Annotated in this window: 15 protein-coding genes; 13 read left to right on the forward strand and 2 right to left on the reverse strand. The window is 68.9% G+C overall.

Going from position 1 to position 15760, the window contains the following annotated elements; genetic code table 11:
- Positions 1-10: 10 nt before the first annotated feature.
- The 6 genes from AC16DP_RS13155 (at position 11) to AC16DP_RS13180 (ending at position 5731) form a co-directional block, all read left to right on the forward strand.
- A complete protein-coding gene (locus tag AC16DP_RS13155) occupies positions 11-439 on the forward strand; it encodes a response regulator (protein ID WP_329727999.1) in 429 nt (142 codons plus the stop codon).
- Between the two features lie 99 nt (positions 440-538).
- The gene (locus tag AC16DP_RS13160; protein ID WP_329728000.1) at positions 539-1096 is read left to right on the forward strand and encodes an RNA polymerase sigma factor; all 558 of its coding nucleotides are present in this window, start codon (positions 539-541) and stop codon (positions 1094-1096) included.
- 108 nt (positions 1097-1204) lie between these two features.
- Positions 1205-1852, forward strand: a complete 648-nt coding sequence (locus AC16DP_RS13165; protein WP_329728001.1) for a DoxX family protein — start codon at positions 1205-1207, stop codon at positions 1850-1852.
- 228 nt (positions 1853-2080) lie between these two features.
- On the forward strand, positions 2081-2638 hold the full coding sequence (locus AC16DP_RS13170; RefSeq protein ID WP_329728002.1) for a hypothetical protein: 558 nt from the start codon (positions 2081-2083) through the stop codon (positions 2636-2638).
- A gap of 286 nt (positions 2639-2924) precedes the next feature.
- Positions 2925-4163 carry an SGNH/GDSL hydrolase family protein gene (locus AC16DP_RS13175; protein ID WP_329728003.1) on the forward strand — a complete coding sequence of 413 codons (1239 nt, stop codon included), beginning with the start codon at positions 2925-2927 and terminating at the stop codon, positions 4161-4163.
- Between the two features lie 80 nt (positions 4164-4243).
- Positions 4244-5731, forward strand: coding sequence for a phytoene desaturase family protein (locus tag AC16DP_RS13180; protein WP_329728004.1), 1488 nt, complete (start codon positions 4244-4246; stop codon positions 5729-5731).
- A 13-nt stretch (positions 5732-5744) separates the two neighbouring features.
- Here the strand turns inward: AC16DP_RS13180 and AC16DP_RS13185 are convergent, their stop codons facing one another.
- Positions 5745-7154: a deoxyribodipyrimidine photo-lyase gene (locus AC16DP_RS13185; RefSeq protein ID WP_329728005.1), complete on the reverse strand. Its 1410-nt coding sequence runs from the start codon at positions 7152-7154 to the stop codon at positions 5745-5747.
- A 106-nt stretch (positions 7155-7260) separates the two neighbouring features.
- Here AC16DP_RS13185 and AC16DP_RS13190 point away from each other — a divergent pair, with 106 nt between their 5' ends.
- Together AC16DP_RS13190 and AC16DP_RS13195 are read left to right on the forward strand one after the other, a co-directional pair.
- The gene (locus AC16DP_RS13190; protein WP_329728006.1) at positions 7261-7500 is read left to right on the forward strand and encodes a hypothetical protein; all 240 of its coding nucleotides are present in this window, start codon (positions 7261-7263) and stop codon (positions 7498-7500) included.
- Entirely contained in the window at positions 7497-8378 is an 882-nt protein-coding gene (locus AC16DP_RS13195; protein ID WP_329728007.1) for a hypothetical protein, read from the forward strand. The genes AC16DP_RS13190 and AC16DP_RS13195 overlap by 4 nt, the downstream gene beginning before the upstream one ends.
- A gap of 15 nt (positions 8379-8393) precedes the next feature.
- Here the strand turns inward: AC16DP_RS13195 and AC16DP_RS13200 are convergent, their stop codons facing one another.
- A complete protein-coding gene (locus tag AC16DP_RS13200; RefSeq protein WP_329728008.1) occupies positions 8394-9263 on the reverse strand; it encodes a hypothetical protein in 870 nt (289 codons plus the stop codon).
- Positions 9264-9340: 77 nt separating this feature from the next.
- Here AC16DP_RS13200 and AC16DP_RS13205 point away from each other — a divergent pair, with 77 nt between their 5' ends.
- The 5 genes from AC16DP_RS13205 (at position 9341) to AC16DP_RS13225 (ending at position 15695) form a co-directional block, all read left to right on the forward strand.
- Positions 9341-10708, forward strand: a complete 1368-nt coding sequence (locus tag AC16DP_RS13205; protein ID WP_329728009.1) for an AHH domain-containing protein — start codon at positions 9341-9343, stop codon at positions 10706-10708.
- Between the two features lie 65 nt (positions 10709-10773).
- Complete coding sequence (locus AC16DP_RS13210) at positions 10774-11313, forward strand: imm11 family protein (RefSeq protein ID WP_329728010.1); 540 nt, start codon at positions 10774-10776, stop codon at positions 11311-11313.
- 184 nt (positions 11314-11497) lie between these two features.
- Positions 11498-12862 carry an AHH domain-containing protein gene (locus AC16DP_RS13215; RefSeq protein ID WP_329728011.1) on the forward strand — a complete coding sequence of 455 codons (1365 nt, stop codon included), beginning with the start codon at positions 11498-11500 and terminating at the stop codon, positions 12860-12862.
- Positions 12859-13467 carry an imm11 family protein gene (locus tag AC16DP_RS13220; RefSeq protein ID WP_329728012.1) on the forward strand — a complete coding sequence of 203 codons (609 nt, stop codon included), beginning with the start codon at positions 12859-12861 and terminating at the stop codon, positions 13465-13467. The genes AC16DP_RS13215 and AC16DP_RS13220 overlap by 4 nt, the downstream gene beginning before the upstream one ends.
- A 131-nt stretch (positions 13468-13598) precedes the next feature.
- Positions 13599-15695 carry a LamG-like jellyroll fold domain-containing protein gene (locus AC16DP_RS13225; protein WP_329728013.1) on the forward strand — a complete coding sequence of 699 codons (2097 nt, stop codon included), beginning with the start codon at positions 13599-13601 and terminating at the stop codon, positions 15693-15695.
- Positions 15696-15760: the final 65 nt, after the last annotated feature.

Raw genomic sequence — 15760 nt, forward strand, 5'->3', positions numbered from 1 at the left:
AGGACGAATCATGAGCACCATTCTTCTCGTTGATGACGAACCCGAGCTCCTCGATCTCTACACGGAAGTGTTGGAGCTGATGGACCATCGCGTGCTGCGTGCACATGATGGAAGGGAGGCGCTGGAGATCGCCCACGCGCGGCGGCCGGACCTCGTGGTGACGGACTGGCAGATGCCCCGGATGAGCGGGGTGGAGTTGTGCCAGCGGCTCGTGCAGGACGAGCAGCTGTGTGACGTGCCCGTCATCATGCACAGCGCCGCGACGGATCCCCACGCGCCCGGTGTGACGGCGTTCCTCTCCAAGTGCTCGGAGCTGAGCGAGTTTGAAGAGGTGGTCAACCGGGCGCTCTCGGACTCGGGCGTGTACCCGCAGGGGCCGCCGCCGCGCGGTCCGTACCTGGAGTGGGAGCACGAGCAGGTGTGCTCCATGGGCCAGTAGGGCCCGGACAGAGCGGGTGACCGAGCGGGCCGGAAGAAATTCTTCCGGCCCGCGTGCTTTTCGCGGGGTGGCCCCCTCTATCCAGGCAGGAGGCCACACATGCCACGCATCGACTCTGGAATCAGCCGGGAGTTCACGGATCTCATCGCGCCGCACAGGGCCTTGTTGAGGGGGCTCGCGCACAAGCTCTGCCGCAACGGCGGGGTGGAGCCCGAGGATCTGATGCAGGACACGCTGGAGCGCGCGCTGGTGCACTTCGAGCTGTTGCGCGGCTGGAGCGAGGGCACGCGCCGCGCGTGGTTGTGCACCACGCTCCAGCGGCGCTTCCTGGACCACTGCCGGCGCCAGCGCACGGAGAGCCACGAGGGGCCCACGTTGGAGCTGCTGCAGGCGCCCGTGCTCGTGCGCGAGCCGCGCCAGTGGCACCCCTGGGAGCGCGTCTCCGAGGAGGAGTTGCACCAGGCCATCTCATGTCTGCGCTCCCCGCTGCGGGAGGCCTTCGAGCTACACACGGCGGGCATGCGCTACAAGGACATCGCGAAGCGGCTCGGCACCACGCCGGGGACGGTGGGCTTCTGGCTGCACCAGGCCCGGCTCGAGCTGAGGAGCCTCTTGCGGCCGCTCGCCACGGAGCGCGCGGAAGAGCTCGCGGCCTGAGCGGCCAAAGCCAGACAAAATCCCCGCACAAGAATTCCCACACCGCGCGTCATGAAGCCGGCACCCGCTGCCAATCAGTAAAACCCCCAAGCCCAAAGACAGACACCCATGAACTCGCCCATGCGTCAGACGAATCCCGTTGCCCCGAGCTCCTCCTCCTCCTCCCGCGCCGGCGGGAGCCGCCAGGGCTGGCGCCCGCGCCTGGTGCGCACGCTGGCGGAGCACCCGAAGCGCGACTACTGGCTGGAGCGCGTCCCCGAGACTCCCGGCCGCTACCAGGTGCGCGGCGTGACGGGCGTCATCTTCATCCTCTTCGGGCTGATGAAGTCCTTCGACTTCACGCTGCCCATCCTCGTGGGCGCGCCGGGGCTGCACGTGCACACGGGCGTGGAGGGCTTCGCGCAGTTGATCGCCGGGCTCGGCATCCCCTTCCCGCTGTTCAACGCGGCGATGGTCATCACCATGGAGATAGTGCTCGGCCTGGGGCTCATCCTCGGTGCGTGGATGCCCGCGACGCGGCTCATCACCCGCCTGTGCGCCCTGCCGCTGGCGGTGGACATGATGATGGCGCTGCTGGTGGGCATCCGCCAGGTCCAGGGCAACCCGGTGGTGCTCGGGGGCTTCCCCATCATGAATCAGTTCTGGCGGCTGCCGCTGGAGCTGGGCCTGCTGGCCGGCATGGTCTACCTGCTGTGGCGGCCCGCGGCCCGGGCGGTGGCCCCGCGGCTGGTGCCCGTGCCCGCGCGTGAGGGCTGAGCGGCGGGCAGGCGAGCACCCCGCGCCCTGGTCTCCTGGCGAGCGGCGGGCCAGGAAGCCGGGGTGCTCGTGTATTCGAAGCAACCGCACGGCTCAAACCTGGAACTCCAGGAAGGAGCTACAGGCCCGCCCTGCTTCCCACCGAGCAGGGGACCGAGGCCACCGAGCCGTTACACGGCCCGTGCGTAGTTTCACCCCCGCACCACAACGCAGCACGGAGGGGTCTCCATGACACCGACTCTCACGACCAGCGCTTATGTGCTTCACAACCTCGGCCTCGCGGCGGGCTTCGGCGGTTCGCTCTTCGGCCGTGTCGCCCTCAACCCGTCGGCCCGGCTCATCAACGACAAGCAGGAGCGGGCGAAGATCGTCAACGCGGCCTGGAACGGCTACAACATCATCAACGCCGTGGGCCTGGGCGCCACCGCCCTCACCTGGCTCATCGGCCGCTCCAAGATTTCCGGCCGCTCCATCTCCGCCAGCGCGCGCAAGCTGGTCCTCGTGAAGGACTTCCTGATGGGCGCCACGCTCGTCAGCGGTGTCATCAACCTCATCGGCGGCGGCTTCCTCGCCAAACGCGCCCTCCAGGACGGCATCGCCATGGAGTCCGGCGGCCAGGCCGCCGATGACGCGCCGGATGACGTGAAGAGCGCCACCAGGCTCGTCAACTGGCTGGGCGTCTTCAGCCTCGCCACCATGGCCGGCCTCATCGGCGTGTCCACGTGGCTGGACAACACCGCCCAGGCCAGCGGCAAGTGGAAGTTCATCGCCCGCGCCCTGCCGTGAGCACGCTGCCGGCGCAATGACAGACACATGACAGACCGTTGAAGCCACGGCCTCCGCGCGCCCTGCGAGCGGGGGCCGTCGTGTTTCCGCGCCGTGCAACCCGCCCCCGGGCGAGCCGCTCGCCCGCCTGCTCTCCAGCGTGGGCAGCGGCGGTGGGCGGGCCGGAGTGGCACGCAAGCCCGCTCCCCAGCGGCCCGCGCGGTGCACACCCTCTGCCGCGAGGGGGGGTTGAATGGGCTGGCGGGAACGGACTCGGGTCCTGGTATGTGCGTGTGCGGTTCTCTTCGTGGCGGGCTGTGATTCCACCGGAGGCGAGGTGGAGCCGCCCGCGTCCGAGGCGCCCGCGACGGAGACGCCCGTGCCCGATGACGTGCCCACGCCGCCGCCCGAGCCTCCGGTGGTGGTGACGCCCGTCGAGCCGCCACCTCCACCCGAGGAGCCGAGGCCGCCACCGCCCATGTTCCAGCCGGGCTTCCACCAGGCGCTGCGCTGGTCCTACAGCACGGGCGGCGTGACGTTCCGCCTGCGCGTGCCGGTGGGCCGGGCCGGAGAGCGGGTGCGGCTCGCGTTCCGCGCGGGAGATGGGAGCCTGGTGCTGCGCAAGGCCACGGTGGCGCTGGCGGGGCCGAATGGCTCGCTGGCCTCGGCGCCGGTGGCGGTGACGTTCTCCGGCACGCCGGGCTTCTCCGTGGCCGCGAGGACGCGCGTGGTGTCCGACCCCGTGCCGCTGCCCGTGCAGTTCCGCGACGAGCTGGCCGTGTCCTTCGAGGTGCAGGGCGCGCTGGGCGTGAGCGCCATCCATGCGCTGCCGGGCAGCTATGTGCGCTCGGGCGCCTACGCGGGCGTCACGGGCCCGCTGGGGGGCACGCCGTGGGACAGGGCCGTGGGACTGGCCACGGTGGACGTCGAGGGCCCGCCCGCCCGCGCCTTCGTGGCCCTGGGGGACAGCATCACCGAGGGCTACATCGACGAGCAGGACGACACGCGCCAGGCCTGGCCCTCCGTGGCCCAGGCGCAGCTGGGCGTGCCCATCGTCAACGCCGGTGTGTCGGGCCAGGGCTTCTACGACGCGCTGCGGAACCTGGACGCCGAGGTGCTCTCGCTCCAGGGCATCACCGACTGCATCGTCCTGCTGGGCACCAATGATTTGAGCGCACTGGACATGGGCGGCCTGAAGTCGCGGATGAACACGCTCGTGTCGCGGCTGCAACCCTTCTGCCGCCTCTGGGTGGGGACGCTCCTGCCCAAGGAGAAGAGCAACCACGGCAGCTACGAGGTGGTGAAGCAGCAGCGGCTGGAGCTGAACGCGTGGATTCGCGCCACCTTCCCGGACGTCATCGACTTCGAGGCGGTGACGCGCCAGCCGGGCAACGTGCACCTCTTCCTGGACGGGCTGGAGGTGGACGGCATCCACCCGAGCGTCGAGGGCCACCGCGTCATGGCCACCGAGGCGGCCCGGGTGCTGCGAGAAGCAGGCGTGCAACCTGGCCCGGGCGTGCTGCGGCCCGCCGAAGGGGCGCCCTGAGGGCACCTCCAGGTCGAACGGCTCGCCAGGAGGAGGGCGGGCCGTTATGTCTCGCGGTGCCGGACCCCCGGCACGGCCCCATGACGAACACCTGGTACGACGCAGTGGTGGTGGGCTCCGGCTTCGGCGGACTGGCCACGGCCCTGGAGCTCACCCGGAGGGGCGCCCGTGTGGCGCTCTGCGAGACCCTCAACTACCCGGGAGGCTGCGCCAGCACCTTCCGCCGGCATGGCTACGCCTTCGAGGCGGGCGCCACCCTCTTCTCCGGGCTCGACGAGGAGCAGCTCTTCGGGCGGTGGGTGCGCCAGCTCGGGCTGGACGTGACGGTGGACTGGTTGGATCCGATGGTGGAGCTGCGCACCCCGGCCATGCGGCTGGAGGTGTACCGCGACCGCCAGCGGCTGATTGAGCAGCTGTGCGCCTTCCCCGAGGCCCCCGCGGACGCCGTGCGCGGCTTCTTCACGCTGCAACAGCAGGTGGCCCAGGCGCTGTGGCCCCTGTTCGATGATCCTTCGCTGCTGCCGCCGCTCGACGTGCGCGCGCTGCTGCGGCATGCCTCGCGAGCCCTGCGGTACACCCCGCTGGTGCGCTGGATGGGGCGGCCCCTGGGCTCCGTCCTGGAGCGGCTCGGGCTGCTGCGCTTCACCCCGCTGCGCACGTACCTGGACGCGCTCTGCCAGATTACCGTGCAGTGCGCCGCCGCCGAGGCCGAGGCGCCCTTCGCGCTCGCGGCCATGGACTACTACTGGCGAGGCACCGGGCACGTGCGGGGAGGGATTGGCCGGCTGGCCAGCGCGCTCGCGGGGGCGGTGACCGCGGGGGGTGGCGAGGTGCTGTACACCAACCGGGTGAAGTCGCTCGAGGCCGTGCCAGGAGGGTGGAAGGTGTCGGCGCGCCGGGGCGAGCTGCTCGCGCGCCACGTGGTGGCCAACGTGCTGCCCCAGGGGCTGACGCGGCTGCTGGGCCTCCCGCCCGAGCAACTGCCCCCACGCCTGCGGGAGCTGGCCGGACGGGTGGCGGATGGCTGGGGCGCGGTGATGTTGTACCTCGTGGCGCGAGCGCCCGGGGACGCGTCACCGGGTGCGCACCACCTGGAGCTGGTGCAGAACGAGCAGGCCCCCTTCGTCGAGGGCAACCACCTGTTCGCCTCGCTCAGCGGCGAAGCGGATACGGGCCGGGCGCCGCCGGGACACCGCACGCTCACGGTGTCCACCCACGTGCCGCTGCGCTCGCTGACGGGGCGGCCCGAGGAGGAGCAGGCGCGCATCATCTCCACGATCCAGGAGCGGATGCGGCAGGGATTGAGGCGCCTAGCACCCGAGTGGATGGAGAACCTGCAGCACGAGATGACGGCGTCCCCGCGCACCTTCGAGCGCTTCACGCAACGCGAGGCGGGCGCGGTGGGCGGAGTGCCCCGGCGGGCCGGGCTGTACCACTACCGCACCCTGGGGCCGAGGCCCGTGATGGACGGGCTGTGGCTCGTGGGGGACTCGGTGTTCCCGGGGCAGAGCACGCTGGCCACGGCGCTCGGAGGCGTGCGCACCGCCGCGTGCATCGCGCGCGGGTGACGCCCCGGATGGCTCAGTCTCCCTCGAAGCGCACGCCCGCGGCCTTCGCCTCGGCCACGAGCGTGTCCACCTTCTCGAGGTAGGCCTCCATGTCCGCCTTTCGCTCCAGGCCTCCCGAGGACATGTAGCGCACGGTGCCGAAGATCTCGCGCTCGCCCCAGGGCCGGTCGTGCAGGCCGAACAGCCAGCCCACGTTCGCGTAGGAGTTCGCGTCGCGCCCGTCCAGGAAGTACCGGTTGTTGAGGGCCAACGTCGTGGCGTGGGCGTGCTCGGGGGTGCTGCTCCACTCCAATATCTTCTTCCCCCAGTACATGCGCATGGCGTTGTGCATGTAGCCCGTGTAGCGCATCTCCCGCGTGGCGGCGTTCCAGTACGGGTCGTGCGTGCGCGCCTGCTCCAGTTGCTCGCGCGAGTACGGGTGGCGCCGCTCGTCGCCACGGTGCTTGTCCAATGTCTTGCGCGCCCAATCGGGCACGCACGCGAAGGTGTCGTAGTGGGGCGAGTACTCGGCGAAGTTCTGCGCCAGCTCGCGCCGGACGATGAGCTCCTCGAGGAAGCTCTCGCGCTGGTTGTCCGCGGCCTTGGACTCGCGCGCCGCGAGCGCCACCTCCACCGGGCTCACCTGACCGAAGTGGAGGTATTTGCTCATGTGCGAGACGTGCGTCGTCTCCGGGTGGGGCCGGCTCTCCTCGTACTCGGGGAGGTGCTCGGTGAGGAACTTGCGCAGCAGGCGCTTCGCCTCGCTCGTGCCGCCCCGGAAGCGGTGGCTCACGGGAGGCACGGTGCGGTCCAGGTCCAGCTTCGCCAGCACCGCGTCGAGGTCCTCCAGATCGAGTCCCTTGACACCGAGCCCCAGCGAGTCCGTCTTCAGCGGCGTGGGCGAGAGCTCCACGAGGTACGCGCTCCAGAGGCGGTGGATTTTGGGGCGGAGGGTGCGCGCGGCGTACTCGGCCTTGCCCGAGGCGGCCTCCACCGGCACCACCACGTCGCCCTCGACTTGAATCACCGGGCAGGAGGCCTTCTCCGCCACGGACTTGCGCCACAGCTTCTGGTGACGCAGGTAGCCCCGGTCACACACCACGAGCGCGGCCTTCTTCGCGAGCTTCAGCGCCACCTCGTCCGGAGCACCGCGCTGGAGCACGAGGGGAATCTTCCGGCGAGCCAGCGTGCGCTGTGCGTCCTGGAGCCCCTCCAACATGAAGCGGTAGTGACGGACGTTGGCCTCGGGGTAGCCGTCCATGAGGCCGAAGCCCACGAGCAGCGGCAGCTTCGCCTCGTTGGCACGTTGGATGGCGTACTCGAGCGCCGGGTTGAACTCCGCCCGCTGGCTCTGCTGCATCCAGTAGAGGATGTAGTCGCCGGTCCTGGGCTCGTGCGTGTTGAGTTGCTGGATGCGGCTCTCTTCGATGGTCCTGCTCGCCATGGCTCCCTTTCTATAGAAGCGCCCGCTCCACGGCCAGGAATGACCCTTCTCCGTGACGGAGCTTCCGCGTTAAGAGAGAAGTAGAAAGCCCTCAGGAGAAGGATTCATGCGCTGGCGAGGCGTGCTCATGTCCACGGTGTGGATGGTGATGGGGACGGGGTGTCCAGAGACATGGCGGGAAGGTGGCACCATCGACCGGGCCATGGCGAAGGACCTCGCGGAGGAGATGCACCGGCATGACTGCTACTTGAGCGAGGAGGAGTGGAAGAGTCGATGTGAGGTTCCCCCAGAGCTGTGGGAGGACAAGAAATGCCCTCATGCGTGTCAGTTCGAGGTCGACCCATGAGCCGTTGGCGCATGGCGCTGGCCCCCTTGCTGGGCCTCTTCCTGCTCCTGCCCCTCGCCTGGGCCATCCATACGGCCATGCTCGGAGGATTGCGGCCGGCTCCCGAGGTGAAGCTCGTTCCGATGCTCTCCCCCGGAGAGCGCCAGAGCCTGATGAGCTACCAGCGCCCTTGCAAGGGCCGCGCGGACTGCGAGCCGCCGCTCACGTGCTTCTTCAATGCGCGCTCCATGTGGAGGTACTGCACCGACAGCCGGTGCATGACGGATCAGCAGTGCTCGGAAGACATGGTGTGCCGCACGATGGAGACGCGGAAGGGAGGTCCCCGCCTGCGCCAGTGCACGCTGGTGGGCGTGCGCAAGGAGGGGGAGCCATGCCTGGACATGTCCGATTCACGAGAAGCGTCATGTGAACGGGGCCTGCTGTGCCAGGACCGCCGGTGTGGCCGGCCCTGCCGGGTGGAAGAGCCTGAAAGCTGTCCGGAGGGATTCTTCTGCCGCGAGGGCCTCGATGGGCCTTCCTGCCTGCCCACGTGTGAGGGCCGTGCGTGTCCAGAGGGCCAGGACTGCATCCAGCCCAGCGGCGAGAAAGGTGTGTCGGTTTGCGCGCAGGTGTATGGCCAGAACTGCCAGCGGACGCCCTGCCCCGAGAGCCAGAAGTGTTCCATGTGGAATGTCTTCGACCATCCGCGCGAAGCCTGGGGGACGTGTCTCATCCGTTGTGGTGAGGAGCACACGCCTGCCTGCCCCGAGGGATTCGTCTGCCAGATGCATTATTGCAGGAAGAGCTGTGACCCGGCCGTCCCCGAGGCCTGCGGGCCTCATTACAAATGTGACCGCCTCCACACGAAGTCCGACTGGACGTGCGAGCCGGACTGGTGAGGCGCGCCGCTGGCTCTACCGGCGCAAGGACCGGGGCTCGCGCGTGTTTCGCGAGCGCGCCGAGACCGGCATGTAGCACTTGCCCCTGTACTCGGCCTGTTTGTCGTGACAGGGCGGGCGCTTGGCGAGTTCCACCCAGCAGCCCCCGTTGATCTCCACCTCGCCCTCATTGGGGATGCAGGGGGCCTTGGCCTGGTCGTCGAACGGCCTCCCAGGCAGGGGATAGGCGATGGCGCCCTGCCCCACCGCGGCCTTGTTGATCAGCGCGGGCGCACGGCGCACGGGCGAGGGCCGCACGGGCACCTCCCGCTCCACGACCCGAGGGCTCATGTCCCAATTGAACCCATACACCTCCATCTCCACCAGGTGGACGGCCAGGCGCAAGCACAGGTACACCAGGAAGCAGACCGCGAAGGTGCGCCCGCGGCTGGCGCGCGTCCACCTCCAGGCGCGCCCTGCCCGGTGCCGCAGCGCCTCCAGCGGCCCCATGGGCGGGCGCGTGAGGTGGACCCGCGCCTCTTCCCCGTTCCCCAGCCGCTCGACGGCGGCTCCGAGCAACTCGAGCGCCCCGCGCAACTGCGACAGCCTTCCCGAAGCCGGAGCCTCCTCCACCTCCAGCGCGACGTAGGGCGGCTCGGCCTGGGAGCGCAGGCGCACTCGCCATTCCTCCTGGGGCTCCACGGGCGCGCGCTCGCTCGGGATGAGCACCAGGGCCGGTTTGTCCGTGAGCACGTTGCGCGCCTCGTAGACGCGGCCCAGCTCGCGGCTCTCCGGCTCCGGCTGGCGCGTCGTGTACCGCCGGATGAGCTTGAACGGCCCCAACCACCCCTTGAAGAACCGGCTGCCCGCCATGAGCACCTCCTCGTCCCTTCTCTTGTAGCGCATCTCCCGCCTGGCGGCGTTCCAGTATGGTCAGAGCCCCCATCCAGCCCCTGGACTCCCAAGGGCGGAAGGAGCCGGACATGAAACCAAGAGTCACTCACGCCCTGTCTCTGTTGATGTGGGTGGCACTGTCGCTCGGGGCCGCACCCGCGGGAGCCCAGCAAGCGCTGCCGGTGCTGGAGCCGGTGGAGGTGCGCGGCTACCAGGGGGAGGAGGGGCAAGGGCTGCGGCTGCGCTTCCAGAGGGTGAAGCCCCACCCGGCACTGGCGCTGTGGACGGTGGCGCAGGCCCGGGAGGTGGTGGCGGCGCTGGAGGAGGAATTCCAGCAGACACCCGCGAGGCCTGGACTGACGCTGCTGCCGGAGGCCCACACGCGGGCGAGGGCCGGCCTTCCACCCCTGCCAGACCTGCGGCCCTCGGCACTACTGGAGAGGCGGGTGCGCGAGGAGTACGAGGCGCTGTTGGGTGCGGCCCTGGTGGAGCTGCCCGGCTCGCTGGAGAGTGCCCGGTGGTTCCAGGCGCTGAAACTCTCGCCGCGCTACATGGGCGAGGGCGTGCGCGAGGCCGCCGTGCAACTCTTCAGCTCGCCCGCCGTGCTGCTGTCCGTGGGCACGTCCCTGGCCCTGTATGCGCTGGCCTGGGCGGCACCCGAGCCCGTGTTCTCCAAGGCGCTGGCGGGAGCAGTGACCCTGGCGCTGCTGCTGACGTACAGCGCCGCGGAGCTCTACAACGTGGGGCTGGCCTGCCTGATGCTGTACCGGGAGGCGGAAGCAGCGAGGACGCAGGAGGAGTTGGAGGCGGTGGCCGAGCGCTTCGGCAAGGCGCTGGGAGGCGTGGGGCTGCGAGTGCTGGTGACGGTGGCGGGGGCGAAGCTGGCGCGAGGGCTGCCGGAGGTGCCGAAGGGCGGGCTGTGGGCGAGTCTGTCACCGCCGCGCTTCGCCCTGGCGGGAGTGGGCGCGCGGGGAAGCGTGAGGGTGGCGGCGGGGACACGGGCTCAGGTGAGCGTGGCGGACGGGACGGTGGTGCTGATGGGCGTGACGGGGAGCACGGCGGCAACGGCGGTGACGTCGGCGGTGAGCGCGACACGGACGACGGGGGCCTGTGCGGAGTCGGGGCGGGACGGCCACCAGCGCCACCACCTGTGCACCAACAAGAATGACATCTCCGAGAGCAGCGGCGGCCCCTGGACGCCCCGGTTCGAGGAACTCTTCGAACGAGCCGGAATGAGCCTGGATGACCCGGCGAACATCGTCTACCTGCGAGACCACAAGGGACCCCATCCCGAGGCATACCACGCCGAGGTGTTCGAGCGATTGGAGCAGGCGTTGTCGGATTGTTGGCCCCGGGCTGATTGTCGAGCGAAGCTCGTGGACGAGCTCGACAGGATTGCAGGGGAGGTCTGCAAGCAGGGCTCCAAGCTCAACAAGCTCGCCACGAGAAAGCAATGACAGCGCAGACACAGCATTATAAGCTATACGACGATGTCTATATCCCGGGGCGCTGGCACTTGAGGATGCCACTCTTCGCGGATGGCGAGCCCGAGAGAGGGCGTGAGGAAGACGACCAGCGCGAGTTGTTCGACGTCTGGCGATTCAAGAAGGGCCGCGTCCTGGAGATCGACCAGCCCATCCGCTTGACCATGAAACCGGCGGGCCTCGCGCTCGAATTCAGTCATGCCATGGGGGTTCCCATCGTCCACCGGCGGGTCGTCTCGCTCTTCGAGCGTCTGGGACTCCAGAAGGACGTGCAGTTCATCCCCGTGGAGATAGAAGGACAGACGGAGCCCTGGTTCATCCTCAATGCCTTGCGCATCATCCGGTGCATCGACGATGCCAGGTGTGAGGAGGTGCTCTACTGGCTGCCCGAGGACAACCGCCCGGACAAGCTGGGGCAGTACCGCAACGTCGCGGGACTGAAGGTGGACCCGGAGAAGATTGGCGACGCCCACATCTTCCGTCCCTGGGGCTGGAAGGTCGTCCTCATCGTCTCCGAGCACGTCAAGTCCGCCATGGAAGCCGCGGGCATCTCCGGCGCCAGATTCCTCGAAGTCTGAAGACAGCCGGCCCGAAGCCGGAGCCTCCTCCACCTCCAGCGCGACGTGGGGCGGCTCGGCCTGGGAGCGCAGGCGTACCCGCCATTCCTCCTGGGGCGCCTCGGGCGCGCGCTCGCTATCGCCCCAAGGCTGGCATAAGAGCCCCGTCCCCTCCCTGGACTGCCAAGGGCGGAAGGAGCCAGACATGAAGCCGAGAGTCACGCACGCCCTGTGCCTGTTGATGCTGGTGGCCCTGGCGCTCCGGGCCACACCGGCCGGAGCCCAGCAAGCGCTGCCGGTGCTGGTGCCGGTGGAGGTGAGCGGCTACCAGGGGGAGGCGGGGCAAGGGCTGCGGCTGCGCTTCCAGCGGGTGAAGCCTCACCCGGCGCTGGCGCTGTGGACGGTGGCGCAGGCCCGGGAGGTGGTGGCGGCGATGGAGGGGGAATTCCAGCAGACACCCGCGAGGCCTGGGCTGACGCTGCTGCCGGAGGCCCACGCGCGGGCGAGGGCCGGCCTTCCACCACCGCAGGACCCGCGGCCCTCGGCCCTGGAGAGGCGGGTGCGCGAGGAGTACGAGGCGCTGCTGGGTGCGGCCCTGGTGGAACTGCCCGGCTCGCTGGAGAGTGCCCGGTGGTTCCAGGCGCTGAGGCTCTCGCCGCGCTACATGGGCGAGGGCGTGCGCGAAGCCGCCGTGCAACTCTTCAGCTCGCCCGCCGTGCTGCTGTCCGTGGGCACGTCCCTGGCCCTGTATGCGCTGGCCTGGGCGGCACCCGAGCCCGTGTTCTCCAAGGCGCTGGCGGGAGCGGTGACCCTGGCCCTGCTGCTGACGTACAGCGCGGCGGAGCTCTACAACGTGGGGCTGGCCTGCCTGACGCTGTACCGGGAGGCGGAAGCGGCCAGGACGCGCGAGGAGTTGGAGGCGGTGGCCGAGCGCTTCGGCAAGGCGCTGGGCGGCGTGGGGCTGAGAGTACTGGTGACGGTGGCGGGGGCGAAGCTGGCGCGAGGGCTGCCGGAGGTGCCGAGGGGCGGGCTGTGGGCGAGTCTGTCACCGCCGCGCTTCGCCCTGGCGGGAGCGGGCGCACGAGAAAGCGTGAGGGTGGTGGCGGGGACACGGGCGCAGGTGAGCGTGGCGGACGGGACGGTGGTGTTGATGGGCGTGACGGGGAGCACGGCGGCAACGGCGGTGACGTCGGCGGTGAGCGCGGCGCGGACCACGGGGGCCTGTGCGGAGTCGGGGCGGGACGGCCACCAGCGCCACCACCTGTGCACCAACAAGAATGACATCTCCGAGAGCAGCGGCGGTCCCTGGACTCCTCGGTTCGAAAAAATCTTCGACCGGGCGGGGATGAGCCTGGATGACCCGGCGAACGTCGTCTATCTGCGAGACCACCAGGGGCCCCATCCCGAGGCTTACCACAGTGACATTCTCGAGCGATTGGAGCGGGCGCTTGGAACCTGCAGAACCTCCGCCGATTGCCGAGCGAAGCTCGTGACAGCGCTCGACAAGATTGCAGGGGAAATCTGTACACCGGGCTCCACACTCAACAAGCTCGCCACGAGGAAGCCATGACAGCGCGGACACGCTATTACAAGCTATACGATGACGTATACATCCCAGGGCGCTGGGATTTGGATTTTCCACTCTTCGCGGATGGCGAGCCCGAGAGAGGGCGCGAAGAAGATGACCAGCGCGAGTTGTTCAACATCTGGCGGTTCAAGGAGGGCCGTATCCTGGAAATCGACAAGCCCATTCCCTTGACCATGAAGCCAGCGGGCCTCGCGCTCGAATTCAGTCACGCCATCGGAGTTCCCGTCATCCACCGGCGGGTCGTCTCGCTCTTCGAACGTCTGGAGCTCCAGAAGGACGTGCAGTTCATCCCCGTGGAGATAGAGGGGCAGACGGAGCCCTGGTTCATCCTCAATGCCCTGCGAGTCATCCGGTGCATCGACGACGCCCGGTGTGACGAGGTGTTCTACTGGGGACCCGAGGATGACGAGCCCGACAGGCTAGGCGAGTACCAGAACGTTCGAGGGCTGAAGGTGGACCCGGAGAAGATCGGGGACGCCCACATCTTCCGTCCCTGGGGCTGGAAGGTCGTCCTCATCGTCTCCGAGCACGTCAAGTCCGCCATGGAAGCCGCGGGCATCACCGGGGCCAAATTCCTCGAAGTCTGAGCCCCAGCCTGTACTGTTTTCCTTGTTTTTACATTTATAACAGGAAAACCATGGTAGACAGGCTGACTCCGTGACGAGCCGTCCCCGGGGGGTACCTGGCGAGCGGACTCTCGGAAAGGAAGGCAGCCTCGATGCAGCGATTCTTTGGAAGACTCCTCTCGTCGTTCTGGGTGGCCTGTCTCTTCTGGTTGAGCCTCTCGACCCTGATGGCTCCGGCGGCCCGGGCGCAATCGATGGCCGCGGGAGTGAGCTGGAAGGGCCACGTCGACACCACGCTCGACTTCTCGGAGTTCTTCGCGGCCGACCATACGTATGTGCTGCGCTTCATGCCGCAGTTCCCCAACGCCTATGAGGGCCCCTTCATCGCCGAGAATGGCGGAGGGCGCCTCCTCATCGGCCAGGGGGACTATGGCGTGTCCGGAACGAAGCTCCTGCTGGCCGTCGGCTCGGTCTCCAGGAGCTACGCCGTCACGCTGAAGGCCGGCGAGTGGCATCACCTGGCCGTGACCGCGACCACCAGCGGCACGACGCGCGTCTTCACCGCGTATCTCAATGGGGTCGCGCTCTCCACGCCCCTCTCCGTCTCGAGCACGGATGCCCAGTTGCCGAGCGGCACGCTGCGCCTCGGCAAGCGGACCACCGGCCAGACGGTGAATGGCCGCAATGCGCAGTTCTACGGCTTCCTGGATGACGTCGCGGTCTTCAACCGGGCGCTCTCGGCCTCCGAGATTCAATACCTGATGACCAACGTCTCCCAGCTCACCGGAAACGAGAGCGGGCTGCTGGCCGGCTACACCTTCAACCAGGGCACCCTCCCGGCGAAGCTGGCCCGGCCCGTGACGTTCCAGGGCTCGGCGCGGCGCATCGCCGTGTCCAGCAATCGTAGCAACACCGTGGACGCGCCCGCCCTGCCGCTGCCCACCCAGCAGGTGGAGATGACGCTCCCCTTCAAGACAGGCGAGGCGTGGCAGGTCATCCAGGGCTATGACACCGCGGGCGGCTCGCACAAGGGCTATGCCTCGTTCTGCTGGGACTTCGTCCTGGCCGACAAGCCGCAGAGCGGCGTGTACCCCAACGGCTCGGATGGCGCCCCGCTCTACACCGCCGCGCCGGGCAGCGTTGTCACCGTCGAGGAGAGCGGGGTGTCGGGCACCGGCAATCGCAGCAACATGGTGGAGATCGAGCAGGCGCCCGGGGAGATCGCCGGCTACCTCCACATCCGCAAGGACAGCGCCGACGTCACCGTTGGCGCCGCGGTGACGCGCGGCCAGAAGTTCGCGCTGACCGGAGACACCGGGGCCTCGGTGGGCGCGCATCACCTGCATCTGGCGACGACCGACATGCGCGATGGCACCGCCGGGTTCGTCACCTTCCCGGTCGTCTTCTCCAACTACGAGGTGCGCGACGCGCTGGGCAATTGGAACCACGTCTTCCGGGGCATCCCGCAGCCGGGCGAGGTCGTCCGCGTTCCGGCCAATCCCACGGCCCGCTACAACGCCGTCTGGCAGCGCACCACCGTGGCCGAGCAGAAGGCGGAGGGGCTGCGGTACGCGGACTTCCGCGCCGCCTATGACGAGCTGTGGCCCGAGGGTTGGCGCCTGCACCAGCTCCAGGCCTACGTGGTGAACGGCCAGGTGCTCTACAACGCCGTGTGGCGCCCCGGCACCTCGAGCGAGGTCCAGGTCTACGGTTGGTCCTATGCGGACTTCCGCGCGAAGTATGACGAGCTGTGGCCCCAGGGCTGGCGCCTGCACCTGCTGCAGTCCTACGTGCTGAACAACCAGGTCTTCTACAACGCCGTGTGGCGTCCCAGCACCTCGGGCGAAGTCCAGGTCTATGGCTGGTCCCATGCGGACTTCCGCGCGAAGTACGACGAGCTGTGGCCCCAGGGTTGGCGCCTGCACCTGTTGCAGTCCTACGTGCTGAACAACCAGGTCTTCTACAACGCCGTGTGGCGCCCCAGCACCTCGGGCGAGGTCCAGGTCTACGGCTGGTCCTATGCGGACTTCCGCACGAAGTACGACGAGCTGTGGCCCCAGGGTTGGCGCCTGTACCTGCTGCAGTCCTACGTGCTGAACGGCCAGGTGCTCTACAACGCCGTGTGGCGTCCCAGCACCGCGTCGGAGATCCAGGTCTACGGCTGGTCCTCCCAGGACTTCCGCGCGAAGTACGACGAGCTGTGGCCCCAGGGCTGGCGCCTCAAGCTGCTGGACGCCTACCAGCCGTAACACCCGCCCAGGTACCGCCCCCCGTCCTCTCTCCCGGAGGGCGGGGGTTCAGTGCTTCTGAAGTA

The sequence above is a fragment of the Archangium sp. genome, from assembly GCF_057119385.1.

Excerpts from the sequence above, each read along its gene's own strand:
- AC16DP_RS13155 (WP_329727999.1), top strand. The coding sequence starts at position 11 with ATGAGCACCATTCTTCTCGTTGATGACGAACCCGAGCTCCTCGATCTC.
- AC16DP_RS13160 (WP_329728000.1), top strand. The coding sequence starts at position 539 with ATGCCACGCATCGACTCTGGAATCAGCCGGGAGTTCACGGATCTCATC.
- AC16DP_RS13165 (WP_329728001.1), top strand. The coding sequence starts at position 1,205 with ATGAACTCGCCCATGCGTCAGACGAATCCCGTTGCCCCGAGCTCCTCC.
- AC16DP_RS13170 (WP_329728002.1), top strand. The coding sequence starts at position 2,081 with ATGACACCGACTCTCACGACCAGCGCTTATGTGCTTCACAACCTCGGC.
- AC16DP_RS13180 (WP_329728004.1), top strand. The coding sequence starts at position 4,244 with ATGACGAACACCTGGTACGACGCAGTGGTGGTGGGCTCCGGCTTCGGC.
- AC16DP_RS13185 (WP_329728005.1), bottom strand. The coding sequence starts at position 7,154 with ATGGCGAGCAGGACCATCGAAGAGAGCCGCATCCAGCAACTCAACACG.
- AC16DP_RS13190 (WP_329728006.1), top strand. The coding sequence starts at position 7,261 with ATGCGCTGGCGAGGCGTGCTCATGTCCACGGTGTGGATGGTGATGGGG.
- AC16DP_RS13195 (WP_329728007.1), top strand. The coding sequence starts at position 7,497 with ATGAGCCGTTGGCGCATGGCGCTGGCCCCCTTGCTGGGCCTCTTCCTG.
- AC16DP_RS13200 (WP_329728008.1), bottom strand. The coding sequence starts at position 9,263 with ATGCGCTACAAGAGAAGGGACGAGGAGGTGCTCATGGCGGGCAGCCGG.
- AC16DP_RS13205 (WP_329728009.1), top strand. The coding sequence starts at position 9,341 with ATGAAACCAAGAGTCACTCACGCCCTGTCTCTGTTGATGTGGGTGGCA.
- AC16DP_RS13210 (WP_329728010.1), top strand. The coding sequence starts at position 10,774 with ATGCCACTCTTCGCGGATGGCGAGCCCGAGAGAGGGCGTGAGGAAGAC.
- AC16DP_RS13215 (WP_329728011.1), top strand. The coding sequence starts at position 11,498 with ATGAAGCCGAGAGTCACGCACGCCCTGTGCCTGTTGATGCTGGTGGCC.
- AC16DP_RS13220 (WP_329728012.1), top strand. The coding sequence starts at position 12,859 with ATGACAGCGCGGACACGCTATTACAAGCTATACGATGACGTATACATC.
- AC16DP_RS13225 (WP_329728013.1), top strand. The coding sequence starts at position 13,599 with ATGCAGCGATTCTTTGGAAGACTCCTCTCGTCGTTCTGGGTGGCCTGT.